Source organism: Pseudomonas flavescens, assembly GCF_013408425.1.
GTDB lineage: Bacteria > Pseudomonadota > Gammaproteobacteria > Pseudomonadales > Pseudomonadaceae > Aquipseudomonas > Aquipseudomonas fulva_A.
In genome coordinates, this window is the sequence record NZ_JACBYV010000001.1 from 3,267,664 (window position 1) to 3,292,523 (window position 24,860).

Annotated in this window: 19 protein-coding genes; 6 read left to right on the top strand and 13 right to left on the bottom strand. The window is 64.8% G+C overall.

Annotated elements, in window-relative coordinates; all coding sequences use genetic code 11:
* Positions 1-56 precede the first annotated feature (56 nt).
* From FHR27_RS14575 to FHR27_RS14635, 13 genes are all read right to left on the bottom strand, one after another.
* Positions 57-1,061, bottom strand: a complete 1,005-nt coding sequence (locus tag FHR27_RS14575) for a chemotaxis response regulator protein-glutamate methylesterase (RefSeq protein ID WP_042551826.1) — start codon at positions 1,059-1,061, stop codon at positions 57-59.
* Positions 1,058-3,349, bottom strand: coding sequence for a hybrid sensor histidine kinase/response regulator (locus FHR27_RS14580; protein WP_179538907.1), 2,292 nt, complete (start codon positions 3,347-3,349; stop codon positions 1,058-1,060). Before FHR27_RS14580 ends, FHR27_RS14575 begins: the two co-directional genes overlap by 4 nt.
* The gene (locus tag FHR27_RS14585; RefSeq protein ID WP_179538908.1) at positions 3,346-4,026 is read right to left on the bottom strand and encodes a chemotaxis protein CheW; all 681 of its coding nucleotides are present in this window, start codon (positions 4,024-4,026) and stop codon (positions 3,346-3,348) included. Before FHR27_RS14585 ends, FHR27_RS14580 begins: the two co-directional genes overlap by 4 nt.
* Positions 4,016-5,263 (bottom strand): CheR family methyltransferase, encoded by a 1,248-nt coding sequence (locus FHR27_RS14590; protein WP_179538909.1) that lies wholly within the window; start codon positions 5,261-5,263, stop codon positions 4,016-4,018. The genes FHR27_RS14585 and FHR27_RS14590 overlap by 11 nt, the downstream gene beginning before the upstream one ends.
* The gene (locus tag FHR27_RS14595) at positions 5,260-5,775 is read right to left on the bottom strand and encodes a chemotaxis protein CheW (protein WP_042551830.1); all 516 of its coding nucleotides are present in this window, start codon (positions 5,773-5,775) and stop codon (positions 5,260-5,262) included. The genes FHR27_RS14590 and FHR27_RS14595 overlap by 4 nt, the downstream gene beginning before the upstream one ends.
* Positions 5,776-5,779: 4 nt before the next feature.
* The gene (locus FHR27_RS14600) at positions 5,780-7,402 is read right to left on the bottom strand and encodes a methyl-accepting chemotaxis protein (protein ID WP_179538910.1); all 1,623 of its coding nucleotides are present in this window, start codon (positions 7,400-7,402) and stop codon (positions 5,780-5,782) included.
* 200 nt (positions 7,403-7,602) lie between these two features.
* Positions 7,603-8,331, bottom strand: coding sequence for a tellurite resistance TerB family protein (locus FHR27_RS14605; RefSeq protein WP_042551831.1), 729 nt, complete (start codon positions 8,329-8,331; stop codon positions 7,603-7,605).
* Positions 8,332-8,551: 220 nt separating this feature from the next.
* Entirely contained in the window at positions 8,552-10,264 is a 1,713-nt protein-coding gene (recJ, locus tag FHR27_RS14610; RefSeq protein WP_179538911.1) for a single-stranded-DNA-specific exonuclease RecJ, read from the bottom strand.
* Positions 10,265-10,333: 69 nt separating this feature from the next.
* The gene (locus FHR27_RS14615; protein ID WP_042551833.1) at positions 10,334-10,885 is read right to left on the bottom strand and encodes a YaeQ family protein; all 552 of its coding nucleotides are present in this window, start codon (positions 10,883-10,885) and stop codon (positions 10,334-10,336) included.
* A gap of 96 nt (positions 10,886-10,981) precedes the next feature.
* Positions 10,982-12,625: a glucan biosynthesis protein D gene (locus tag FHR27_RS14620; RefSeq protein ID WP_179538912.1), complete on the bottom strand. Its 1,644-nt coding sequence runs from the start codon at positions 12,623-12,625 to the stop codon at positions 10,982-10,984.
* Between the two features lie 133 nt (positions 12,626-12,758).
* Positions 12,759-13,220: a hypothetical protein gene (locus tag FHR27_RS14625; RefSeq protein WP_179538913.1), complete on the bottom strand. Its 462-nt coding sequence runs from the start codon at positions 13,218-13,220 to the stop codon at positions 12,759-12,761.
* Positions 13,210-16,623: an exonuclease subunit SbcC gene (gene sbcC / locus FHR27_RS14630; RefSeq protein WP_179538914.1), complete on the bottom strand. Its 3,414-nt coding sequence runs from the start codon at positions 16,621-16,623 to the stop codon at positions 13,210-13,212. Before sbcC ends, FHR27_RS14625 begins: the two co-directional genes overlap by 11 nt.
* A 73-nt stretch (positions 16,624-16,696) precedes the next feature.
* Positions 16,697-17,434 (bottom strand): GntR family transcriptional regulator, encoded by a 738-nt coding sequence (locus tag FHR27_RS14635; RefSeq protein WP_179538915.1) that lies wholly within the window; start codon positions 17,432-17,434, stop codon positions 16,697-16,699.
* 113 nt (positions 17,435-17,547) lie between these two features.
* Here FHR27_RS14635 and FHR27_RS14640 point away from each other — a divergent pair, with 113 nt between their 5' ends.
* The 6 genes from FHR27_RS14640 (at position 17,548) to antC (ending at position 24,842) form a co-directional block, all read left to right on the top strand.
* A complete protein-coding gene (locus tag FHR27_RS14640; RefSeq protein ID WP_179538916.1) occupies positions 17,548-18,903 on the top strand; it encodes a class-II fumarase/aspartase family protein in 1,356 nt (451 codons plus the stop codon).
* A gap of 70 nt (positions 18,904-18,973) precedes the next feature.
* Positions 18,974-20,275 carry a C4-dicarboxylate transporter DctA gene (gene dctA / locus FHR27_RS14645; protein WP_179538917.1) on the top strand — a complete coding sequence of 434 codons (1,302 nt, stop codon included), beginning with the start codon at positions 18,974-18,976 and terminating at the stop codon, positions 20,273-20,275.
* Positions 20,276-20,450: 175 nt separating this feature from the next.
* On the top strand, positions 20,451-21,578 hold the full coding sequence (locus FHR27_RS14650; RefSeq protein ID WP_179538918.1) for a PQQ-dependent sugar dehydrogenase: 1,128 nt from the start codon (positions 20,451-20,453) through the stop codon (positions 21,576-21,578).
* A gap of 315 nt (positions 21,579-21,893) precedes the next feature.
* Positions 21,894-23,297 carry an anthranilate 1,2-dioxygenase large subunit gene (antA, locus tag FHR27_RS14655; protein WP_179538919.1) on the top strand — a complete coding sequence of 468 codons (1,404 nt, stop codon included), beginning with the start codon at positions 21,894-21,896 and terminating at the stop codon, positions 23,295-23,297.
* A 3-nt stretch (positions 23,298-23,300) separates the two neighbouring features.
* Complete coding sequence (gene antB, locus FHR27_RS14660; RefSeq protein ID WP_179538920.1) at positions 23,301-23,792, top strand: anthranilate 1,2-dioxygenase small subunit; 492 nt, start codon at positions 23,301-23,303, stop codon at positions 23,790-23,792.
* Between the two features lie 18 nt (positions 23,793-23,810).
* Positions 23,811-24,842, top strand: a complete 1,032-nt coding sequence (gene antC / locus FHR27_RS14665) for an anthranilate 1,2-dioxygenase electron transfer component AntC (protein ID WP_179538921.1) — start codon at positions 23,811-23,813, stop codon at positions 24,840-24,842.
* Positions 24,843-24,860 lie beyond the last annotated feature (18 nt).

Consider the following 24,860-nt stretch of genomic DNA (forward strand, 5'->3'; position numbering starts at 1 on the left):
CAGACCCACCTGGCTTGAAGGCGAGTCTCTTAAAAGTTGGACGCAGAGTAAGTCTATCAGCCAAATAGCTCAACGATACGGGGAGCGATGCGTTCGAGGGCGAGTATCTCCTTCGCGGCATCGAGTTCCGCCGCTGCCTTGGGCATGCCATACACCGCGCAGCTGGCCTGGTTCTGGGCGATGGTGAGGAACCCGCGGGCGCGCATGTTCTTGAGCCCCAGCGCGCCATCACGGCCCATGCCGGTGAGCAACACGCCGATGGCATCGCCCGTCCAGTGCTCGACCACGCTGTCGAAGAACACATCGATGGAGGGGCGATAGACGTGGCTGCGTGGCTCTTCTGTATAGGTCAGCTCGCCATTGCGCTGCAGGCGCATATGGTTGTTGGTGCCCGCCAGCAGCACCACACCCGCTTGCGGTTGCTCGCCGTCGCGGGCCAGGCGCACCGGCAGGGCCGACTCACCGGCCAGCCAGTCGGCCATACCAGCGGCGAACACCTCGTCGACGTGCTGCACCAGCATGACCGCCGCATTGAAATTTCCCGGCAATTGCTTGAGCAGCGAGGCCAGCGCCGCCGGGCCGCCCGCCGAGGCACCGATGGCCACCAGCCGGCGTGCCGCCGACGCTCTGGGCGCCTGGGCTGAGACGCTATGCTTGCGGCCCGTGTTCTGGCCGATCAACCAGCCAATGTTCTGGATCTTGCGCAGCAACGTCGCCGCGTCAGCCGCTGCGTCGCCGCCCAGCGAAGGCGTATTGACCGCGTCCAGAGCCCCATGGCCCATGGCCTCGAACACCCGGTTGACGTACTGCTCGATATCCACCGAGACGATGAGGATCGCGCAGGGGCTCTGCGCCATGATCCGTCGCGTCGCCTCGACCCCATCCATGACCGGCATCAGCAGATCCATCAGCAATAGATCCGGCAGATCGACTTCGCAGCGCTGCAGCGCCTCGGCACCGTTGCCCGCCACCCAGACGATGCGATGCTCCGGCTCCAGAGCCAGGGCTCGGCGCAGAGCCTCCACCGCCAGCGGCATGTCGTTGACGATCCCGATCCTCATTCGTGCGGCTCTCCAACCAGATCGACCACGGCGTCGAGCAACGCCTCGTCATGGAAACTGGCCTTGGCAAGATAATAGTCGGCTCCGGCATCCAGACCACGCCGGCGATCTTCTTCGCGATCCTTGTAGGACACCACCATCACCGGCAGCGATTGCAGGCGGCTGTCGCGGCGCACCAGGGTGACCAGTTCGATACCGTCCATGCGCGGCATGTCGATATCGGTAATCAGCAGGTCGAAGTGCTCGGCGCGCAGGGCGTTCCAGCCATCCATGCCATCGACCGCCACGGCCACGTCATAACCCCGCCCGAGCAGCAGCTTGCGCTCCAGCTCGCGCACGGTCAGCGAATCGTCGACCACCAGCACGCGCTTGCGCTGAACACCGGCAAACTGGCGGACGCTACGGTCGACCCGCTCCAGGCGACCGCTGCCGAGCAGTTTGGCGACCGACATCAGCATGTCCTCGACGTCGAGGATCAGCACCGGCGTGCCGTCGTCCAGCAACGCACCTGCCGACACATCCTGCACCTTGCCCAGCCGTGGATCCAGCGGCATCACCACCAGCGTGCGCTCACCGACGAAACGCTCCACCACCAGACCGAACAGGTTGTCACGGTCACGGATCAGCACCACCGGAATGCCGTTGTCGCTGGGCTTGCCTTCCGGGCGCTGGAGAATCTGGCTGGCCGCGATCAGACCGACGTGCTGCCCTTCGCTCCAGAAGTGCTGACGCCCTTCCAGTTGAACGATGTCTTCGGCCTGCAGGCGGGTCATCCGTTCGATGTGGGCCAGCGGCAAGGCATAGGCTTCGCCACCGACCTCGACGACCAGGCTGCGCACCACCGACAACGTCAGCGGCACCTCCAGGTGGAAGGTCGAACCCTGTCCCTGGCGCTGCTGCATGCGCACACCGCCGCGCAGTTGCCGCACCATGTGCTGAACGGCATCCAGGCCAACACCGCGGCCGGACACCTCGGTGACCTGATCACGCATGCTGAAACCGGGCAGGAACAGGAAGGCCAGCAGCTCCTCCTCGGTCAGCTGCTCGCCGGTCTGTTCGGTGGCGAAACCACGGCTGATCACCGCACTGCGCAGTTTATGCAGATCGACGCCGCCCCCATCGTCGCTGAGTTCCAGCAATAGCATGCCGGCGTGGTGACGGGCGCGAATCAGTATCTGGCCTTCGGCTGTCTTGCCGCGCGCCAGGCGCACCTCGGGCGGCTCGATGCCGTGGTCCAGAGCATTGCGCAGCAAATGCGTCAGCGGTGCCTCGAGACGTTCCAGCACGTCGCGGTCGACCTGCGTGCTTTCGCCCTCGATCACCAGCCGTACCTGCTTGCCGAGCGCCCGGGCCAGGTCACGCAGCATGCGTTCATGGCCCGACAACACATCGGCGAACGGCCGCATGCGCGACGCCAGCGCGGCGTCGTAGAGGGACTGGGCGCGCTGGCCGCCCTGCCAGCCGAAATCGTCCAGATCGGTCATGTGCTGGGCAAGCACCTGCTGGCACTCGGTGAGCGCCTGGCGGGTTTCCACCAGCATGGCCTCGGCCTGCGCATCGATGCTGCCTTCCGGTAGCGCTTCACGGGCTACGTCGAGGGCGCGCCGCGCGACGGTTTGCAGCCGTTTGAGACGCTGCAGGCCATCGCCGAGGGGCTTGATGCGCTGGAACTCGACCAGCGACTTGCTGGAGATGTCCAGCAGATGGTCGAGTCGCTCGGCACTGACCCGCAGGATGCGTCCACGCCCCTCGCCCTGCACTTCGCCGCCTTCGGCTCTCGCCCTGACAGGTGCACTTTGCGGCTCCGGCGATTCCTGTACGAACGGCTCTGGCTCGGCGATGACGGCGGGCGCCACCGGCACCGGCACCGCTGAGCGCTGGGCCGGTACGTAACCACCCCGCGCGAGAGCACCGAGGCGTTCGATCAGCGCATCGACAGCCGCGCCGGTTCCATTCGTATCGGCCGCGGGCGAGCCCAGGCTCAGCAGAATGTCGGCGCCTTGCAACAGCGCATCGATGTATTCGGGTTGCAGCAACAGGCGGCCTTCCTGAGCCTCCACCAGGCAGTCTTCCATTACGTGAGCGACCTTCACCCCGGCGTCGAGACCGACGATACGTGCCGCGCCCTTGAGGGAATGGGCTGCGCGCATGCAGGCTTCGAGGGAGTCCGCATGACGCGGATCGCGCTCGAGCACCAGCAAGCCGTTGTTGAGCACCTGGGTCTGGGCCTCGGCTTCGAGCTTGAACAACTCCAGCAGCGAAGCGTCGCGCATCTGGTCGGGCGTCATCCGAGGCTCCTGGCGATGGTTTGCTGCAGTATCTGCTCATCGAGCAGGGTCACGCTGCGACCTTTCCACTGGAGAACCCCGGAGGCGAAACGCCGCGCCATCGGCACACTGCCGTTGCCGGTCTCGACCACCTGGCTGACGGCAATGGCCTCGATGCCTTCGACCTCGTCGACCGGCATGACCACCGGACCATCCGCCAGGCTGAAGATCAGCATGCGTGGCACCACGCGACGTTCGGTAACCGCCTCGGCGCTCTCCAGCCCGAGCATCTCCGCCAACGAAACGCAGGCCACCAGCGCGCCACGCACGTTGGTCACCCCCATCAAACCCAATGAACGCTGGTGTGGCAGCGAGTGGATCGAGGTGCGCGTCGCCACCTCGCTCAATGCACGGGTGGCCAGCGCCAACCAGGCCTCCCCTACCCGGAAGATGAGAATCGAACGACGCTCGCCGCTCTCTTCCTCGACCCACTCATGCTCTGGCTCATCCTCATCGCGCTGCAAAGCGAACCGATCCAGCAGGCGGGTAGCCAGGGACGCGTGAACCTCGCAGTTGCGACAGTGAATGTGCTGGACCAGGCGCTCACAGGACTTGTCGCCCTGCACGCCGATGCGGTTCCAGCAATCGTCGATGGCCGCCCGTTCGATATCGCTCAGCGGCAGAAGACTATCGGTCATCGCGGCTCACTCCACGCCCGGCGCGTTGCTGCAGGCGCTTGGCGCCCGCCAGATCACCACGGGCAGCGAGCAGCGCCGACAGGTGAGCCAGCGCTTCGGCGTGCCTGGGCGCCAGATACAGGGTTTTGCGGTAATAATCCTGGGCCTCGCTGCTACGCCCGGCCACATCGCTGAGCAGGCCCAGCCAGTAGAACGCCTGAGCCGTCGGGCCGTGCGCGGCGAGATAGCGTTCGCAGGCCATGCGGGCTTCGTCGCTGCGCCCGGCGTTGGCCAGCGTGGCGATTTCATCCAGGGCGGCATCGCCTGCGGCCACCGGCGGCGGCGCTGCGGCAGGCACCCGGCGCACCGGCGGTTTGTCTGGCGCAGCGACAGGTGCTGCGACCCGTGCCCGCGCGGGTATGGCCGGGGCGACCTGGCGCAGCGAGGCCGCGAGGCGCGGCGGCGTGTCACTGGCTCGGCGAAACACGAAGGCCAGGGGGATGTTCAAGGCCTGCATGCCAACCTGGCTGAACAGGCTGGCCTCGGCCGGCCCGATGAACAGTGCACCGTCGTCACGCATGAGCCGTTGCAGCACGGCCGCCACGGATTGCTGGGTCGGTCGGTCGAAGTAGATCAGCAGGTTGCGACAGAACACGAAATCGTAGGGCGCCTCGCCAGCCAGCAGACCGGGGGCCAGCAGGTTGCCGGCGAGCAGACGGACCTTGCGACGCACCTCGTCCTGGAGCTGAAAGCCTTCCGGGGTTTCGACGAAGTGCCGATCACGAAAGCTCAGGTTGTCGCCACGGAACGAATTGCGCCCGTACAGCGCTCGCTGTGCGCGAACCAGTATCAGCTCGCTGATGTCCATGGCATCGATGCGAAACGTTTCGCCCGGCAGCCCGGCATCGAGCAGCGCCATGGCAATGGAATACGGCTCTTCGCCACTCGAACAGGGCAGGCTGAGTATGCGCAGCGGGCGAACGCCCATGATCTGCGCGACCCGCTCACGGGCCAGTTGCGCGAGCGCGACGAAGGATTCCGGGTAGCGAAAGAACCAGGTCTCCGGTACCACCACGGCCTCGACCAGTGCCTGCTGCTCGATGGCGGAGGCCTGCAGTTGCAGCCAATAGGCCTCCTCGTCGGCACAGCCCAGTGCCGCGACGCGCTGGCGAACCGCACGTTCGATCACCACCTGGCCTACCGACTCGGCATCGAGTCCGATCAGGCCATGCAACAGGCGCTCGAAACGGCCGCTCATACGCTGGCCTCCAGGGTTGCCGCGAACAGCAGCTCACGCACCGCTTCGTCGAGCAGATCGGCCACGCGGACCCATTGCACCAACCCCTGTTCGGCCTTGAGCACCGGCCCCAGGTAGCGGGCATTGGGCACGCTCACCCCGGCGTCGACGAATGCCTCGGCGGGGCTGCGCAGGGTATCGCTGGCCTGTTCCAGAATCAGTCCCAGCAGGCGAGCAGGCTGGCTCGCCTGGGGCTGGTAGTTGACGATCACCAGGCGCGTGCTGGTGCGCACCGTGGCTGGTTGACCGAGTGCCTGGAAAGACAGGTCGAGCACCGGCACCGGCTTGCCGCGATAGGCGAACAGCCCGGCAACCCAATCGGGGGCAGCCGGGATCTGCTTGAAGCTGCGCAACGGCATCACTTCGACCACTTCACGAACATCCAGGGCGTAGCGATCCGTGCCCATGCTGAACAACAGGAACAGCTGACCGGGGCTACGCCGCCCCGGCGATGGCCTGCCTGTTTCGCTCACCGGCTCAGACCTTGAAGCGGCTGACGCCGGTACGCAAACCGTTCGCCACCAGATTGAGGTCGTCGATCGATGCGCTGGCCTGGCGTAGCGACTCGACGGTCTGCGACGAGGCTTCACTGAGCTGCACCAGCGCCTGATTGATCTGCTCGGCACCGGTGGACTGCGCCTGCATGCCTTCATTGACCATCAAGACACGGGGCGCCAGCGCCTGCACCTGATGGATGATCTGCGCGAGCTGCTCGCCGACCTGGCCGACTTCGCCGATCCCGCGGCGCACTTCCTCGGAGAACTTGTCCATGCCCATCACGCCGGCGGAAACCGCCGACTGGATCTCGCGAACCATCTGCTCGATATCGTAGGTAGCCACGGCGGTCTGGTCGGCCAGACGGCGAACTTCGGTGGCGACCACCGCGAAGCCACGGCCGTACTCGCCAGCCTTCTCCGCTTCGATGGCGGCGTTGAGCGACAGCAGGTTGGTCTGGTCGGCGACTTTGACGATGGTGGTGACCACGTGATTGATGTTGCCGGCCTTCTCGTTGAGGATCGCCAGCTTGGCGTTGACCAGCTCGGCGGCGCTCATCACCTGGTGCATGGTGTCTTCCATGCGCGCCAGGCCCAACTGCCCTGCTCCGGCCAGGGTCGACGTCTGCTCGGCGGCGCCGGAAACCTCGGTCATGGTGCGCACCAGATCCCGCGACGTGGCGGCGATTTCTCGGGAGGTGGCACCGATCTCGGTGGTGGTAGCCGCGGTTTCCGTGGCGGTGGCCTGCTGCTGCTTGGAGGTGGCGGCGATCTCGGTCACCGAGGTGGTGACCTGCACGGCGGAACGCTGCGCCTGGGCGACCAGCGTCTTGATCTCTTCGGCCATGCCGTTGAAGCCGGTTTCGATGGCACCGAACTCGTCACGACGGCCGAGGTTCAGGCGCACGGTCAGGTCGCCACTGGCCAGTGCCTGCAGGGTGTGCACCACCTGCTGCACCGGGCGGGTGATCGCCTGCATCAGGAAGTAACCGCATACGAAAGCGGCGATGATTGCCAGCAGCACAGATACCACCATGCTCAATTTGGCTCGGCTGACCGCAGAAACGATATCCCCGGCAGAGGAATACGCCACATCGCGATTAAGCTCGATCATCGAGGTGAGCTGAGTACGCCCGACGTTCCAGGTATCGGTCAGTTGCCCGGCCAGCTGGGCCCGCGCCTCGACGGAGCGGCCTTCGTCATAGACCGTCAGCACGCTGGCCTGCTGCTGCGCGAACAGCTCACGGGTCTGATCGAAGGCCTCCAGGGCACTCCGGTCAGTGTCATCGCGAATGGTCGCCCGGTAGTCGGCAAGCGACGTGACCAGCTTGTCGCTGGCGCCCTTGATCAGTTGACGGTCGGCATCGCTGAGCCTGTGTTGCTCCTTGATACTGACCTGCACGATGGTCTGGTGGAACAGGTCCGTCCAGGCACTGCGCACCTGAGTGATGTGGAACATGCCAGGCATGGCATCGTCCAGCAGACGGGTAGCCCCACCCTCGACCTTGAGCAGGCGCTCGAAGGATGCCGCGGCCATCAACAGCATGATCGCGATGATGATCGCGAAACTTGCCTGGATACGCTGGCGAACAGTCCAGTTCTTCACATTCAACCCCATCTGCCGAGACTCTAAATGAAGCCTGCGGGTAGCCTCCGCAGGTCATGCGCCGGACTCTATGGGCGTTGCGGTTGCAGCGCAAGCGAGACAGACCTATTTACTGTAGCAACAGGCGCTTGAGTGTCAGGGGGGAAGAAGAAATAAGGCTGCCGAACGGTACTGAGCCGTCGGCAGCCGGTACGGCGGAGTTACTGCAGATCCTGGCGAACCTGGGCTTCGAGTTCGGCCTTGAGGGCCGGGTCGAGCTTCAACTGGCGGGCCAGCTCTTCCAGGTAGGCGCGTTCCATGAAGTGCTCTTCATCGACCATCAGCACGCTGGCGACGTACATTTCCGCAGCCATTTCCGGCGTGCTGGCCGAACGTGCCACATCGGCGGGGTCCAGCGGTTTGTTCAGCTCGGCCTGCAGCCAGCGCTGGGTTTCGGCGTCGCTGGCCAGTTTGCTCAACTCGCCTTCGATCAGCTCGCGCTCGCGCTCGTCGACATGGCCGTCGGCCTTGGCCGCAGCCACCAGCGCCTTGAGAATGCCCTGGCTGTGCAGCTCCACCTGGGGAGCAGGCAGACGGTCGAGGGTCTGCGGCTCGCCCTGTGGCGCACCGGCCTGCTTGGCCTGCCAGTTGCCATAGGCCTTGTAGGCGATCACGCCCAGCGCGGCGAGGCCACCATAGGTGATGACCTTGCCACCGACCTTGCGGGCGCTCTTGTTGCCCAGCAGCATGGCCAGCGCGGCACCACCACCGGCGCCCTTGAGCATCGAGCCGATACCACCGTTGTCAGCCTTGCCGGCGCCACCACTGCCGCCGCCCAGCAATCCACCCAGCGCTCCGCCCAGCCCCGAAGAGGACTTGCCGCCGGTTTTCTGTTGCAGCAATTCCTGCCCGGACTTCAGCAGTTGGTCGAGCAAGCCGCGCGTATTCATGGAGATCTCCAATGGTTCAGGAACGGACGAATCTACTGCGAAGCCTGGCCGACGTTGGTTACAGATTGCGTCAAGATATTGCGCGTACTACTGCGAAGCCTGGCCGACGTTGGTTACAGATTGCGTCAAGATATTGCGCGTACGGCCGCGTCGCACAGGCAGATAGACAATCGGCCTGTGGGCAACGTTCAAGATAGCGTCGGGGCTCCGTGACTGAACGTCAACGCGGCGCCAGGTGAGAGATCAACAACTGCACCGATTCCTGACCACGGAATTCGTTGACGTCCAGCTTGTAGGCCAGCTCGACCCAGCGCACCGTCGGGTTGGGCCACACCTCACGGTCGACGCCAAAGGCGATGCCGTCCAGTTGCAGGCTGCCGCACTCGCTCTTCAGCACCACCTTGAGGTGGCGCTCACCGACGATGCGCTGCTGCACCAGCTGGAACGCGCCATGGAACAGCGGCTCGGGAAAATGCTGCCCCCAGGGCCCGGCATTGCGCAGCTCGCGGGCCAGCGGCAGGTTGAACTCGTCGATACTCAGCACGCCGTCGGACAGCAGCCGCCCGGTCAGGTCGTCCTCGCAGAGCTGACGACGAACTTCTTCGTCGAACGCCGCGGCAAAGGTCTCGAAGTGCTCGGCCGGCAGTGACAGGCCGGCGGCCATGGCGTGCCCGCCGAACTTGCTGATCAGCCCCGGATGGCGCGACGCCACGGCATCCAGCGCGTCGCGGATATGAAAGCCCGGTACCGAGCGCGCGGAGCCCTTGAACATACCCTCCCCGGCGTCGGCGAAGGCAATGGTCGGACGGTGATAGCGTTCCTTCAGGCGCGAGGCGAGGATGCCGATCACTCCCTGGTGCCAGTCGGCCTCGAACAGGCACAGCCCGAACGGCAGGTTTTCCAGGGGCAGATCCTTGAGCTGAGCCAGCGCCTCGCGCTGCATGCCCTGCTCGATGGCCTTGCGGTCCTGGTTGAACTGATCGAGCTGCACGGCCATGTCACGGGCCAGGCCTTCGTCCTCGCAGAGCAGGCATTCGATCCCCAGGCTCATGTCGTCGAGACGCCCGGCGGCATTCAGGCGCGGGCCGAGAATGAAGCCTAGGTCGGTGGAGGTGATGCGCCCATGCTGCTTGCCGGCGACCTCCAGCAACGCCCGCAACCCCGGCCGCGCGCGCCCGGCACGGATACGCGCCAGGCCCTGGTGCACCAGAATGCGGTTGTTGGCGTCCAGGGGCACGACGTCGGCCACACTGCCCAGCGCGACCAGGTCGAGCAACTCGCCCAAATTGGGCTCGGGACGCTCGGCGCTGAACCAGCCCAGCTCGCGCAGTCGCGCACGCAGCGCCAGCAGCACGTAGAAAATCACCCCGACGCCGGCCAGCGATTTGCTCGGGAAGCTGCAGCCCGGCTGATTGGGATTGACGATGGCATCGGCGTCAGGCAATTCGTGGCCCGGCAGGTGATGGTCGGTGACCAGCACCTTCAGCCCCGCCGCCTTGGCCGCCGCCACGCCCTCGATGCTGGAGATGCCGTTGTCCACGGTGATCAGCAGTTCCGGCTCGCGGGTCAGCGCCACGGCGACGATTTCCGGCGTCAGGCCATAGCCGTACTCGAAGCGGTTCGGCACCAGATAATCGACATGGGCAGCGCCCAGCATGCGCAAACCGAGCATGCCAACGGTGCTCGCGGTGGCGCCATCGGCATCGAAATCGCCGACGATCAGCAGGCGCTGGCGCTCACGCAGCCCTTCGACCAGCAGCGCCACCGCCGCCTCGATGCCCTTGAGCTGGGTGAACGGAATCAGCCGTGCCAGACCCTTTTCCAGCTCCACTGCCGAGAGCACCCCACGGGCCGCGTAAAGGCGGGTCAACAACGGTGGCAGATTACCCAGATCGGGCAGAGAAGCGGGAAGCGGGCGGGACTCGATACGCATGGACGTCGGATTCTACTCGTGCGGTGAAACAGGGGGCGCGCCAGGCCCGCAGGCGTGGCGCGGGTCGGATCAGTTGCCCAGCGTTCGCTCGCCAGCCAACCACTCCACGGGAATTTCGTGCTGGCCGCGCTCGTCGGTCACGAACAGCTCGCCATCGCTGATCATCACGCTCCAGCTCAGGGAACGGGGCAAATCCAGGGACAGATCGGCCAGTGCCTCCTGACCCAGGGCGACCACGTTGATGTTCTTCAGGGTGCGCACCGGGTCGAGGCACTTGGTCTGCCACACGCGCAGGTTGCCGTAGGCCACCAGGCTGAATTTCTCGGTACGGCGCGAGCACCAGGTGATGCGCTCGCTGTCCGGCTGGCCGACTTCGATCCAGTGCAGCACACGACCGTCAAGGCTCTTCTCCCACAGCGCCGGCTCGTCGACATCGGACAGGCCGCGGCCGAAGGCCAGATGCTCCTGATAGAACAAGGCATAGGCGATCAGCCGCGCCGCCAGACGCTCCTCGGTTTCCGAGGGATGACGGGCCACGGTGAAACGCAGGCTCTCATAGATGCTGCGATCGATATCGGTGAGGTTGAGATCGATCTTGTAGGTCGTGGACGGCTGGGCCATGGCGCACTTCTTGGAATTCGGAAAAGTGCGCCAGTCTAGCAGGCCAGCTGGAAGCGTGGGCAGAGCGCCGCCCAAAGGGGCGCCTGCCCTGCCTCGTCAGGACTCGGCTTTCCAGTCCGGATAGCGACGCTCTGCTGGCGCCGGCGGGAAGTACTGGTACAGCCAGGTTTCGCTCAGCACTTCCTTGTTGTCGACGCGGCGCAGGTAGGCACGCATGTTCACAGGCTCGACGCTGTCGCTGCTCGGGAACCAGTCGAACTGTGCGCGGAAGCCTTCGACTTCCGGGTACAGGGCAAGGATGCTGAAATCCTTGACCTCACCGTGGGAAGCCTCGACGACCACCTCGACCTGGGCCTTGGCGTCCATCTTGGCCAGCGGGCCGCCACCGAAGTCGATGGCGAAACGACGTGCCCACTGCTTTGGCCAGTGCTCGCCCGGCGCCCAGCCAAGAGTGAAACCACCCATGCCGGAGCGGGTAGCCTGCACCTGCGCCAGGGTCGGCTTGACCGGCGGCAGCGCTGCCCAGTGCAGTTTGTAGCCGAAGTTGAGCGACGTGCCGGGCTCGATGGCCTGCTTGGGGTTCCAGAAGCAGACGATGTTGTCCATGGTTTCGCCGGTGGTAGGAATCTCCAGCAGATCGATGCTGCCCTCGCCCCACGGGGTGGTCGGCTCGACCCACAGGCTCGGCCGGCGGCTGTACCAGACCACGGTGTCCTGATACGACTTGAAGTCATGGTCGAACTGCACCAGGCCGAAGCCTTTCGGGTTGGTATCGGCGAAGGCGTTGAACTGCAGTTTCTCCGGATTGTTCAGCGGTCGGCAGACCCACTCGCCGTTGCCGCGCCACATGGACAGGCGGTCGCTGTCGTGAATCGCCGTGGCGACGAAATCACACATGCGCCGCTCGTGCCCGCCGCAGGAAAACATGCTGGTCATCGGTGAGATGCCCAGTTGCTTGATGGTCTTGCGGGCATTGATGTGGGCGTCGATGTCCATCACCACGCGGTCTTCCAGGCAATCGATATCGAAGCGGAAGGCACCGGTGGCACTCGGCGAATCGAGCAACGCATAGAGGACGAAACGGGTGGCGTTCTTGTCCGGCGTTTCGAACCAGAATTCGGTGAAATCGGGGAATTCTTCAGGCGTGTCGGTAAAGGTATCGACGGCCAGGCCGCGGGCCGACAGGCCGTACTGGCCGGTGTTGTCCACCGCGCGGAAATAGCTGGCGCCGAGGAAGGAGACGATGTCGTACTTGGCGATGTTCGGCTGTTTGAACACCTTGAGACCGGCGAAGCCCAGGTCACCCTTGAGCTGCGCAACGTCCACGCCACTCTTGCCGTATTCGAACAGTTCGGGACGGAAATGCACTTCGCGGGCGACCCGGCTCTTGGCATCGACGGCATGCATGCGCACGGGCTGACGAAAGCCCATGCCGACGTGGAAGAACTGCACATCCAGTTGCCCGTCCAGTTCGTTCCACAGCGAGTGCGCCGGGTCGTACTGGATGGCATTGAACTGCTGGGGCGTCAGCTCGGCGAGGGTCTTGGGCAACACCTCGGCGGTGCTCTTGTAGGCCCTGCCGGCCATGCTCTTGGCGCGCGACTGCAGCTGTTTGAAATCGAAGGATTCGGCCTTGCCGTCGGCGGTTTCGGCGAAGCTGCGCAGGCTGAACAGTCCGGCAGGAAGACCGGCACAAGCTGCCATCAACATGGAAGCTTTCAGGAGGTTACGTCTTTGCATGGGCGTACCTGATGGGTTGGGATCTGCCCGAAGGCGATAAAAAAGACCTACAACAGATAGCCCTACCCGCCACATGGTTCCACGGAGAATTTGCAACCGTCAGTGTGCGGCCGCAGGATGACAGGCGAAACGCCTAGCGTTTCGCTTGCAGCAGCGCCCTGATGGCCTTGCGATCACGCTTGCCATCGCGCTTGCCGAGCAGTTCGAGAAAGGCGAAGGAATCGAGGCCATTGAGCGTGGTCTTCGGGCTGACGATCTTGCGCCGCGGATCGGCGCCGCCTTCGAGCAGCAGCTTCACCAGCTCCGGCTCGTCATAGAGGATCGCGCCATTGAGGGCGGAGAGGCCCATCTGATCGGGTTCGTCGACCGGGCAACCGGCCTGCAGCGCCTCTTTCATCTGCGCCAGCGCCATGTCCTTGCGCGCTGGCGACTCGCCATAGGCGGCGGCCATCAGGGTCAGGGTCGGTGCCTGCATGCTCGCATTGCCAAGCACGCAACCACGCTCGTCCATCACCTGCAGGCCATGATCTTCCTGGGCATCTTCGGCATGGGCAAGGCTGGTCAGTAGGCACAGCACAAGAACTTTAGACCGCATAACGTTTCTCCAACGTGCTGTAACCCATGCCAACCCCCTTGCTGACCTTGAGCTGCACGGCGACCCGCTCCTTGAGCGCCTCGACGTGGCTGATCACACCGATCATCTTGCCGCTGGCGTTGAGGTTGTCCAATGCATCGAGGGCGACCTCCAGTGTTTCCCCGTCCAGGGTACCGAAGCCTTCATCGAGAAACAGCGAGTCGATGCGCGTCTTGTGGCTGACCAGATCGGACAGCGCCAGAGCCAGGGCCAGGCTGACCAGAAAACTTTCGCCGCCGGACAAGGTGCGCGTGTCCCTGGCCACATCGCCCTGCCAGGTATCGATCACCTCCAGTTCCAGCTCACCCAGCGACTTGCGCGCCAACTGGTAACGACCATGCAGGCGCTGCAGTTGACCATTGGCCAGGTGCACCAGATGGCCGAGGGTCAGCCCCTGGGCGAAACGCCGGTACTTGGCGCCGTCGGCCGAGCCGATCAGGCTGTTGAGCTGTTGCCAGCTATCGTACTCGCGGCGCTGTGCCTCGATGGCCTCGAACAGCGCCTGCTGATTGAGACGGCGCTGGGCGTCGCCCTGCAACTGCCCGCGAATTTCGCCCTGGCGCTGGCCCAGCTGCTTCAAGGCCGCCTGCAAGGCCTGCAGCTGTTCGTCCAGATGCTCGGCACTGTGCTCGGTCTGTGGGTCCGTATGCAGCGTGCTCAACTGTGCTTGAGCCGAGGCATGCAGCGCTCGGGCTTCGGTCTGGGCTTTCTCCAGGCGCTGCCTGAGCGCCAGCAACTGCTCGCGCTGGCTCTCGTCGAGCAGGGCTTCCAGGAACTCGCCTTCATCGCCGAACGGGCTGCCCTCCAGTGCCGCCTGCCAATGAGCGGCAGCGCTCTGCTCGGCCTCGCTCAGACCGACCTGCCGCTGAGCGAAGCCCTCCAGCGTGACGCGCAGTTCCAGGCCGCGCTGCTCCGCACTCCGCCACCCCGCCTCGGCCGACTCGAGACGTGCAGCGGCCTGGTCCAGCAACCCGGTGACCAGCGGTTCACCGCCCGCCTCCTGCCAGCGTGCCTGCCACTGTTGTGCCTGTTTATCCGCATCGGCGACCTGGTGCTGCAAGCCTGGTTGCTGCTGTGCCAGCACCTGACGCCGCTGCTGCGCCTCCTGCCAGCGCCCGGCGTCGGCCTTGCGATCGGCCAGCCAGGCCGCTCCGTCAGCGGGTAGTGAATGACCGAAGGCGGCCAGTTGTGCCGTCAGTTCGGCCTCGACCTGGCCGTGGTGCTCTCGCTGTGCGTCGAGCTGCTCGCTCAACGCCTGCGCCGCCGCCTGGGCGAGATCGCGGTCGCGCTCGATGGCGCTCAGTTGCTGCTGGGCCGCCAGATGTTTCTGGGTGCTGATGCCGGCATCCTGGCGGGTGCGTTCGAGTTCCTGCTTGAGGCCATCGAGCTGCTTGAGGGTCGCGTCGACCTCGACGCGTTCGGCGATCTGCCGGGTTTGCGCGGCGGCGAGTGCTGGCTCGTCATCGGGCAGTGGGTCGAGCACCTCGCCCTGACGCTGCCAGGCAGCGACCAGCGCATCGAGCTGGCGCTGCAGTTCCTGCTCCTGCTCCCTGCTCTGCGCCACCTGGGCCTGCAGCGCGGCAAGCTGATTGCCGAGATCCTGCCCCTGCTCGGTCAGTGCCTCGAGCGTCTGCCGCGCCTCATCGCGCTCACGCTGGGTCGCCGATACGTCCAGTGCCTGATAGGCGGCGATGGCCGGGTGCTCGGTGGAACCACACAGCGGGCAGGCCTCGCCGGCCTGAAGTTGGCTGCGATAGGCCTCCAGCGCCTGAATGCGCTGCTCCTGCTCGAGGAGCTTGTCCTGATCGGTCAGCCGCTGCTTGACCTCCCGATAGCGCTCGCGCAATGCCGAACGCCGCCCCTCGCGCTCGGCCAGATCGTGCTGCTGTCGGGCAAGACCGGCCGCAACGCGCTGCTGTTGCTGCCCGAGCTGGCTACGTCGCTCAGCCAGTTGCCCCAGCTGCTCCAGTGCGCTGCCGCGGGCGTGCACCTGCTGCCAGTGATTGCGCCAGTCGGTTTCGCTGCGCCCGGCCAGGGCCTTCTGCCAGCGCGCTTCCACCTCGGCGACACGCTGTTCGGCATTGGCCTTGGTCTGGGCGGCAGCCTGCACCGATTGGGCAAGCCCGCTGAGGCTGAGCTGAAACTGCTGCAACTGATCGTCGCCAGCCCGCCGCCTGGCCTGTAACGTGGCCATGGCCTGCTGCGCCTGATCGCGCGCGTCGAAGGCATGCTGCCAGCCGCTGAGCTGGGTGCTCAATCGTTCATGGTCGGCAGAGGCCTGCAACTGCACATCGAGGGCGCGACACTCATCGTCCAGGCGCTGCAAGGCCCCGTACCTTTCCAGGGCGATCGCAGCGCTGGCCTGCGCTGCCAGCTCGAGACTCGCCTGCAGACGTTCACCGACTGCGGCAAGCTCCTGACGATGCGCTCGTTGTTGATCTTCACTGGTCGCCAACGCCCTGGCAGCCTCGCGCCTGGCCTGATACGCAGGCTGTAGCCGCTGCGCGGGCTCGCTCTTGTGCAGGCGCGTGAGTTCGCTGGCCGCCTCGTGCTCGGCCTGGCTGGCGGCCTCGACCTGAATGGCCGCCGCCGTGACCTGCGCCTCGGCGCGCGCCAGATCGGTCAGCCACTGCCGCTGTCGGCCGGCTTCGGCGAACGCGCTCTGCGTTTCGCCTTCCTCTACCGCCAGTTGCGCCGCCTCGTCACCAAGGGCCTGGCGCTGCTCGTCACCAAGCAGCTCGACGCCCTCGGCACGGGCGCGCAACTGATCGAGATGGGTCTTCACGTCGCGGGTCTGCTCGAACACCCGCTGGGAAATCAGCCCGTAGATGTCGGTACCGGTCAGCTCTTCCAGCAACTCGGCGCGCTGGTTGGCGGAGGCCTCCAAAAAAGCGGCGAAACCGCCCTGGGCCAGCAGCATCGATTTGGTGAAACGGCCAAAATCCAGGCCGGTCAGGCGCTCCACTTCGCGGGGTTTCTCACTGAGCTTGTCGGTGATGATTTCGCCATCCAGCCGCGCCAGCTCGGCCTTGGCGCCCTGCAACGCGCCGTCGGACTTGTCCCGCGCGCGCCGCTGGCTCCAGAACGCGCGATAGCCCTGTCCCTTGACCTCGAACTCGACCTCGGCCAGGCACTCGGCCGTGTGCCGGGTCATCAGCTCGTTTTCGCCGCCGACCCGCTCCATGCGCGGCGTGCGGTGGTACAGCGCCAGGCAGATGGCATCGAGCAGGGTGGTCTTGCCCGCACCGGTCGGCCCGGTGATGGCGAACAGGCCATTGCTGGCGAAGGGCTCGGCGGTGAAATCGATCTTCCACTCGCCCTTGAGCGAGTTGAGGTTCTTCAGACGCAGGCTGAGAATTTTCATGAACGGGGGGCTGGGCTCGGGTCACGGCAGAACGGCTATTGTGGCACCGTTGCCGCAGGGGTGCAGCCAGCCCCTAGCTCTGCGACCTTTCACGCTTCATCTGCATGACCAGTGTGAAGCGGTCAGCCGGGTGCACGGTTTCCGAGACCACCACCAGTTCGCCCTGCTCGTCGCGGTAATGGCGGACGATCTTCAGCCCCGGCGCACCGACTTCGGCATTCAGGCTGCTCGCCAGCTCGGCATCGAGCAGCACGGCCTTGACCTGCTGATCGACGATCTCGATATGCCGCCCATAGCGCTTTTCGATCAGTGCGGAGATCAGTTCGTCCGGGTGCTCACGGGCCAGTTCGATGGCCGCCTCGTAGCACTGCTCGGCGTACACGTCGGTCCAGCACAGCGGAGCATGGGCGTGCCCCTCCTCGATGCGGATGCTCGATACGCAGAAGTAGCGGCCGCCTGGCTGCAGGCCGAGGCGCTTGGCTTCGGCGATATCGGCGACGAAATGATTGACGCGCTGGATGCTGCGGATCTGGGTTTCCGCCAGGTGCACCAGGTCCGCGACCGACGCCAGCGATTGCGAGTAACCGCCGCTGGGCGAAGCCGATTCGACCCGGGTGCCGACGCGCTTGCGACGCGATACCAGCCCCTGGTTGAGCAGTTGGGTGATGGCTGCTCGCACCGTGTGCCGGCTGACCCCGTAGATCTCGCACAGCTCCAGTTCCGTGGGCAGCAGGGACCCCACCGGGTAACGCCCGTTGACGATGCTTTCCGTCAGATCCCTTGCCACGACCGCATAAAGCGCCTGATTCACCGTTCACCTGCTCCCGATCCGTTGCGGTTGACAGTGTATCAGCGCAGGCGTATTTATTATGTCCGTACATATAAGTTATGTCCGATCAATAATAACAGCCAGGATCCTTTCCCATGTCCACCACCGTCTTCGACTCCGCCCTGTTCCGCGACATGTTCGGCACCGCCGAAATGCGCAACGTGTTTTCCGACAAAGCGCTGATCGAGCGCTATATCGAGGTGGAGGTCGCACTCGCCCGCGCCGAAGCCCGCTGCGGCGTGATTCCTGCCGAGGCCGCCGAGGTGATTGCCGCCAAGGCTAGCTACGCATCCCTCGACCTGGCATTGATGCAGCACGAAACGGAAATCGTCGGCTACCCGATCCTGCCGCTGGTCGAGCAATTGTCGAAGACCTGTGGTGACGCCGGTCGTTACGTGCACTGGGGCGCCACCACCCAGGACATCATGGACACCGCCGTGGTCCTGCAGGTGCGCGCCGCCCTGGCCATCGTCGAGCGTGACATCCAGGCCGTACGGGGTCTGCTCGCCGACCTGGCGCAGCGCTACCGCGACACGCCGATGGCAGGCCGTACCCACCTGCAACACGCCCTGCCGATCACCTTCGGCTACAAGTGCGCGGTATGGCTGAGCATGTTCGACCGCCATGCCGAGCGCCTGGTGGAACTGCGCCCGCGGGTCGAGATCGGCCAGTTCGCCGGTGCTGCCGGCACCCTCGCGTCGCTGGGCGACAAGGGCCTGGAGGTGCAGGAAGCGCTGATGGCGGAACTCGGCCTGGGCGTGCCACAGGCCACCTGGCACGTCGCCCGCGACGGCCTGGCCGAGACCCTCAACTTCCTCGGACTGGTGACCGGCTCGCTGGGCAAGGTGGCCCTGGACGTCATGATGATGATGACCAGCGAGCTGGGCGAGGCCTACGAACCCTTCGTCAAGGGCCGTGGCGCCAGCAGCACCATGCCGCAGAAGCGCAACCCGATTTCCTGTGAGCTGATGTACGCCGCCGCCAAGGGCGTGCGCCAGCAGGCCGGGCTGATGCTCGATGCGATGATCCAGGACTTCGAGCGCTCCACCGGCCCCTGGCAGGCGGAGTGGATCGCCATTCCCGAAGCCTTCGCCCTCAGCGCGGCCTCACTGGGCCAGGCCAAGTTCATGCTCGCCGGGCTGGACGTGCGCACCGAGCGCATGCGTCAGAACCTGGACATGACCCGCGGCCTGATCGTCGCCGAGGCGGTGATGATGGGCCTCGCTCCGGAGCTCGGTCGTCAGGTCGCCCATGACGTGGTCTACGCCGCCTGCCGTGTGGCCAACGACGAGAACGTCAGCCTGCTCGACGCCCTGCTGCGCGATCCCGAAGTCGCCGACCACCTGCCCCGCGCCGAACTGCAACGCCTGACCGATCCCGCCAACTACCTCGGCCTGGCCGGGCCCATGGTCGACCGCGCCCTGCAGCGCCAGGGGCGCGTCGCCCGCTGATCGCCGCTCCGGGCCTGGCGACGGGCCCAAACCTCTCAAGACCATAAAGACAACAATTGAGAATTCCGACATGTCATCCACAGCCAAAAAACCGTTTTATCGCGACCTGACCTTCCAGGTCATCGCGGCCATGGTGCTCGGTATCGCCTTCGGCTTCATCGCCCCCGAGCTCGCGGCCAAGTTCAAGATCCTCGGCGACATCTTCCTCAAGCTGATCAAGACCGCCGTGGCGCCGCTGGTGTTCTTCACCGTGGTACACGGCATCGCCTCGGCGGGCGACATCAAGCGCGTCGGCAAAGTGGGCATACGCGCGCTGATCTACTTCGAGGTGGTGTCCACACTGGCATTGGCCATCGGCCTGCTCTGGGGCAACCTGATCGAGATCGGCTCCGGCATGCACGATGCCCACCCCAGCGGTGCCACCTCGGCGGCTGCCGCAGCGGCGGTCGCCAAGGGTCACGCCCCGCAATCGACCATTGACTTCATCTACGGCATCTTCCCCGACAACTTCGTCGGCGCCTTCGCCGGTGGCCAGTTGCTGCAGGTGCTGGTGATCTCGGTACTGTTCGGCTTCGCCCTGCTGGCGCTCAAGGCCGAGAAACGCGAAGTGATCGAGGACGGCCTGAACCGCGTTTCCGAATGCTTCTTCGAGTTCATCAACCTGATCATGAAACTGGCCCCGCTGGGCGCCTTCGGCTCGGTGGCCTACGCGGTAGGCAGCAATGGCACCGCGGTGCTGATGTCGCTGGCCAACCTGGTGCTGATGTTCTACGCAGCGGTGTTCTTCTTCATTTTCGTGGTGCTGGGAACCATCTGCCGACTCTCCGGCTTCAGCCTGTGGCGCTTCCTCAAGTACATCAAGGACGAGATCTTCATCGTCATCGGCACCGCCTCCTCGGAAAGTGCCCTGCCACGCCTGCTGCAGAAACTCGAGAAGTTCGGCTGTTCCAAGCAGAGCGTCGGCCTGGTGCTGCCCACCGGCTATGCCTTCAACCTGGACGGCACGTCGATTTACATGTCGCTGTGCGTGCTGTTCATCGCCAATGCCTATGGCGTACCGCTGAGCTGGGAGCAGCAACTGGGGATTCTCGCCATCATGCTGGTGACCTCGAAAGGCGCCGCAGCGGTTTCCGGTGGCAGCTTCGTGGTGTTCGCGGCCACGGTGACGGCGATCGGCTCGCTACCGGTCGAAGGCCTGGCGCTGCTGTTCGGCGTGTACCGCTTCATGTCGATGGCCATCGCCACCTGCAACACCATCGGCAACAGCGTCGCCACGGTGGTGGTGTCGAAGTGGTCGGGTGAGTTCTCCGAGCAGGAGGCCAGAGAGGAATACCAGCGCGTGCTGGGCCGCAGCCCGCAGGCAGCGCTCTGATAGCCGTTCGCTGAAACCCGGCGTTCCCAGGGCCCCGGCCATGCGCTTCATGCGCGTAGCCGGGGCTTTTCGTTTGAACGGAGCGGCGCTGACGTGCGTCGTAACAAATACGTCCGGCTACCCTCGCAAGGCGCGGGTAACGTGTGAGATCCGTCCTTAAGGAGAGAGATTCGCCATGGTCCGTCCCGTCCACCACCTGCTCGGTGGTATCGCACTCAGTCTCGCCACCCTCAGCGCCCAGGCTGCAGACGCCCTGCCCCAGGCGCAATGGCCGTTCACCGCCGAACCCCGGGCCACCCTCGACGAGCCCTGGGCCATGACCTTCCTGCCCGACGGCACCTTGCTGGTCACCGAAAAGCGCGGCGCACTCAAGCATGTCGACCCGAAGAGCGGCGCTACCCACGACATCGCCGGTGTGCCGGAAGTCGCCTACGGCGGCCAGGGTGGCTTCGGCGACGTGATCCTGCATCCGGACTTCGCCACTAACGGCTGGGTCTACATCAGCTATGCCGAAGCCGGTGATGGCGATACCCGGGGCGCAGCAGTGGCCCGCGCCAAGCTGCAGCTCAACGACGACGGCAGTGGCGCACTCACCGAACTGAGCGTGATCTGGCAGCAGACGCCGAAAGTCAGCGGCGCCGGCCACTATGGTCATCGACTGGCCTTCGGCCCGGACGGCAAGCTGTGGATCACCTCCAGCGAGCGGCAGAAATTCACCCCGGCCCAGGACATGCAGGCCAATCTGGGCAAGCTCGTGCGCCTGAACGATGACGGTAGCGTGCCTGGCGACAACCCGTTCGCCGACCAGGGCGGCGTCGCTGCCCAGGTCTGGTCGCTGGGCCATCGCAACATGCTCGGCATCGCCTTCGACGCTCAGGACAAGCTGTGGGTGCACGAAATGGGCCCGGCTGGCGGCGACGAACTGAACCTGATCGTGCGTGGCGAAAACTACGGCTATCCGGAAGTTTCCAACGGCGATCACTACGGCGGCAAATCGATCCCGGATCACGACACCCGCCCCGAATTCGAAGCGCCGAAGATCACCTGGAACCCGGTCATTTCCCCGGCGGGTTTCGTCATCTATCAGGGCGAGCGCTTCCCGGGCTGGGACGGCGCAGGGCTGATCGGCGGGCTGTCCTCGCAGGCACTGGTGCGTGTCGCCTTCGACGGCGACAACGCCCGCGAGGCCGAGCGTTACGACATGGGCGCACGCATCCGCGAAGTGCAGGAAGGCCCGGATGGCAGCATCTGGCTGCTGGAAGATGGCAGCGGCGGTCGCCTGCTGGAGCTGCAGCCCAAGTAGCTGGCCGGCGATACCTGGCCCAGGGGATCGCCTCGCTCGACGCCACACTGAACACGGCGTGCCCCCATGAAAGAACCGCAGCCTGGCTGCGGTTTTTTCATGCCTGGCAACAATCGCCAGGAAGCACGTCGAACCAGCGGCTGGCTGCACCCCGCCCCGGCCTTGCTCCTGCCGCCGATGGACACCTTGCGCAGCCACTATCCACTTAGTGCGGATAACCGCAAAACGGATAGTCCCCTCGCAGTAAATGGATAGATAGCCGGGGGCACCGGCGCTTCAATCGAGTCGAGCCTGATCACTCGAAAGGAGCCCCCGATGAGCAACATGAGAACCGTGACCCAATGGCAGCGCTTCATTGAGGGCTGCCTGGACTTTCGCCCCGTGGAAGGTGTTTATCGCATCGCCCGGGACATGTTCACCGAGCCGGAACTGTTCGACCTGGAGATGGAGCTGATCTTCGAGAAGAACTGGATCTACGCCTGCCACGAAAGCGAAATACCCAACAAGCACGACTTCGTGACCATCCGTGCCGGTCGCCAGCCACTGATCATCACCCGTGATGGCGAGGGCCGACTCAACGCGCTGATCAATGCCTGTCAGCACCGCGGCACCACCCTGACCCGAGTGAGCAAGGGCAATCAGTCGACCTTCACCTGCCCGTTCCATGCCTGGTGCTACAAGAGCGACGGGCGCCTGGTGAAGGTGAAAGCACCTGGCGAGTACCCGCAAGACTTCGACAAAGCCACCCGTGGCCTGAAGAAGGCGCGTATCGACAGCTACAAGGGCTTCGTCTTCGTCAGCCTCGACACCAGCGGCAGCGACAGCCTGGAGGACTACCTCAACGATGCTCGGGTGTTCTTCGACATGATGGTCGCCCAGTCGCCCACCGGTGAACTGGAAGTGCTGCCGGGCAAGTCGGCCTACACCTACGATGGCAACTGGAAACTGCAGAACGAGAACGGTCTGGACGGTTATCACGTCAGTACCGTGCACTACAACTACGTGGCTACCGTGCAGCACCGCCAGCAGGTCAACGCGGAGAAAGGCACCGCCGCCAGTGCCACCCTCGACTACAGCAAGCTGGGTGCCGGTGACGCGCAGACCGACGATGGCTGGTTCTCGTTCCACAACGGCCACAGCCTGCTGTTCAGCGACATGCCCAACCCCGCCGTGCGCCCCGGCTACGCCAGCATCATGCCGCGCCTGGTGGAGGAGTACGGGCAGAGCAAGGCCGAGTGGATGATGCACCGCCTGCGCAACCTGAACATCTACCCGAGCATGTTCTTCCTCGATCAGATCAGCTCGCAGCTGCGCATCATTCGTCCGATTGCCTGGAACAAGACCGAGATCAACAGCTTCTGCCTTGGCGTGAAGGGCGAATCCGACGCTGATCGCGAAAACCGCATCCGTCAGTTCGAAGACTTCTTCAACGTCTCGGGCATGGGTACGCCGGACGATCTGGTGGAGTTTCGCGAGGCCCAGCGAGGCTTCCAGGCACGCCTGGAGCGCTGGAGCGATATCTCCCGCGGGCACGGCAAATGGGTGGACGGTGCGACCCCCAACAGCGAGGCCATCGGCATCGCGCCGGTACTTACCGGTACCGAATTCACCCATGAAGGGTTGTACGTCAACCAGCACGCCAACTGGCAACGCTTCCTGCTCGACGGCCTGGCGCGCAAGGCCGCCGACGAAGCAGCACTGAAACTGCACGAGGTCTGAGCCATGAATGCCGAACTGCAATACCGCATCGAGCAATTCTTCTACCGCATGGCCGAGCTGTGCGATGCACAGGACTGGGATGCCTACCTGGATCTGTTCAGCGAGGACAGCGAGTTCCATCTGCCGCAGTGGGAGTCGGAACACGTCTACACCCGCGATCCGAAGAAAGGCATGTCGCTGATCTATTACCCCAACCGCGGCGGCCTGGAAGATCGGGTGTTCCGCATCCGCACCGGCAAGGCGGCGTCGACCATTCCCATGCCGCGCACGCTGCACCAGATCAGCAACCTGCGTATCGCCCCGCTGGCCGACGACGCGCTGGAGGTGCGGGTCAACTGGCTGACGCTGTACTACCGCATGGGCAGCGCCGAGCAGTTCTTCGGCCATGCCAACTACCGGCTGCGCCCGGCCGGCGACAGCTGGAAGATCGCGCGCAAGCACGTGGTGCTGCTCAACGACACCATCAATTCAGTGCTCGACTTCTACCACCTCTGATTCAGCGGATTATCGATCATGACGTACAAGGTCGCCTTCAGTTTCGCGGACGGCAAGACGCTGTTCTGCCCGGTGCAGGGCAACGAGATCCTGCTCGACGCCGCATTGCGCGCAGGCATCAAGATCCCCCTGGATTGCCGGGAAGGTGTGTGCGCCACCTGCCAGGGTCGCTGTGAATCGGGTCAATACACCCAGGACTACGTCGATGACGAAGCACTGTCGGCAACCGATCTGCAACAGCGCAAGGTACTCACCTGCCAGACCCGCGTGCAGTCCGACGCGGCGTTCTACTTCGACTTCGATTCCAGCCTCTGCCATGCCGAGGGGCCGCGCCACATACAGGGCGTGATCAGCGCTGTGGAGCAGGTGTCCGACAGCACCGCGGTGTTGCACGTGGACGCCAGCCAGCATCGCCAGCAGCTGGACTTCCTGCCTGGCCAGTACGCACGGCTGCGCGTGCCGGGCACCGAGCAGTGGCGCTCCTACTCGTTCGCCAACCGCCCCGGCATGGCCAATCAGTTGCAGTTCCTCGTGCGTCTGCTGCCACAGGGGGTGATGAGCGACTTCATGCGCGAGCGCTGCCAGCCCGGCCAGGTGCTCGAGTTCGAAGCGCCCCTGGGCAGTTTCTACCTGCGCCAGGTGGCCCGGCCCCTGTTCCTGGTCGCAGGCGGCACGGGGCTTTCGGCGTTCCTCGGCATGCTCGATGAAATGACCGAACGCGGCAGCGCCGGCCAGCCGGTCACGCTGTTCTACGGGGTGAATCAGGAAGCCGACCTGTGCCAGATCGAACGCCTGCAGGGCTTTTCCGATCAGCTGCCAGGCTTCGACCTCAATCTTGTCGTATCGCGGCCGTCAGCGGGCTGGACCGGCAAATCCGGCTGGATCCCCGAGCACTTCGAGCGCTCCGTCCTCGCCGCGCAGCCTTTCGACATGTACGTATGCGGGCCACCTCCCATGGTCGAAGCGATCAAGACCTGGTTGCATGATCACGGCATCGACAACGGCAACCTGTACTACGAGAAATTCGTGGAAAGCAATTCGAGCCGCTGACCCGAGGGTCTGTTGACG

Excerpts from the sequence above, each read along its gene's own strand:
- FHR27_RS14575 (WP_042551826.1), bottom strand. The coding sequence starts at position 1,061 with ATGAGGATCGGGATCGTCAACGACATGCCGCTGGCGGTGGAGGCTCTG.
- FHR27_RS14580 (WP_179538907.1), bottom strand. The coding sequence starts at position 3,349 with ATGACGCCCGACCAGATGCGCGACGCTTCGCTGCTGGAGTTGTTCAAG.
- FHR27_RS14585 (WP_179538908.1), bottom strand. The coding sequence starts at position 4,026 with ATGACCGATAGTCTTCTGCCGCTGAGCGATATCGAACGGGCGGCCATC.
- FHR27_RS14590 (WP_179538909.1), bottom strand. The coding sequence starts at position 5,263 with ATGAGCGGCCGTTTCGAGCGCCTGTTGCATGGCCTGATCGGACTCGAT.
- FHR27_RS14605 (WP_042551831.1), bottom strand. The coding sequence starts at position 8,331 with ATGAATACGCGCGGCTTGCTCGACCAACTGCTGAAGTCCGGGCAGGAA.
- recJ (WP_179538911.1), bottom strand. The coding sequence starts at position 10,264 with ATGCGTATCGAGTCCCGCCCGCTTCCCGCTTCTCTGCCCGATCTGGGT.
- FHR27_RS14615 (WP_042551833.1), bottom strand. The coding sequence starts at position 10,885 with ATGGCCCAGCCGTCCACGACCTACAAGATCGATCTCAACCTCACCGAT.
- FHR27_RS14620 (WP_179538912.1), bottom strand. The coding sequence starts at position 12,625 with ATGCAAAGACGTAACCTCCTGAAAGCTTCCATGTTGATGGCAGCTTGT.
- FHR27_RS14625 (WP_179538913.1), bottom strand. The coding sequence starts at position 13,220 with ATGCGGTCTAAAGTTCTTGTGCTGTGCCTACTGACCAGCCTTGCCCAT.
- sbcC (WP_179538914.1), bottom strand. The coding sequence starts at position 16,623 with ATGAAAATTCTCAGCCTGCGTCTGAAGAACCTCAACTCGCTCAAGGGC.
- FHR27_RS14640 (WP_179538916.1), top strand. The coding sequence starts at position 17,548 with ATGTCCACCACCGTCTTCGACTCCGCCCTGTTCCGCGACATGTTCGGC.
- dctA (WP_179538917.1), top strand. The coding sequence starts at position 18,974 with ATGTCATCCACAGCCAAAAAACCGTTTTATCGCGACCTGACCTTCCAG.
- FHR27_RS14650 (WP_179538918.1), top strand. The coding sequence starts at position 20,451 with ATGGTCCGTCCCGTCCACCACCTGCTCGGTGGTATCGCACTCAGTCTC.
- antA (WP_179538919.1), top strand. The coding sequence starts at position 21,894 with ATGAGCAACATGAGAACCGTGACCCAATGGCAGCGCTTCATTGAGGGC.
- antB (WP_179538920.1), top strand. The coding sequence starts at position 23,301 with ATGAATGCCGAACTGCAATACCGCATCGAGCAATTCTTCTACCGCATG.
- antC (WP_179538921.1), top strand. The coding sequence starts at position 23,811 with ATGACGTACAAGGTCGCCTTCAGTTTCGCGGACGGCAAGACGCTGTTC.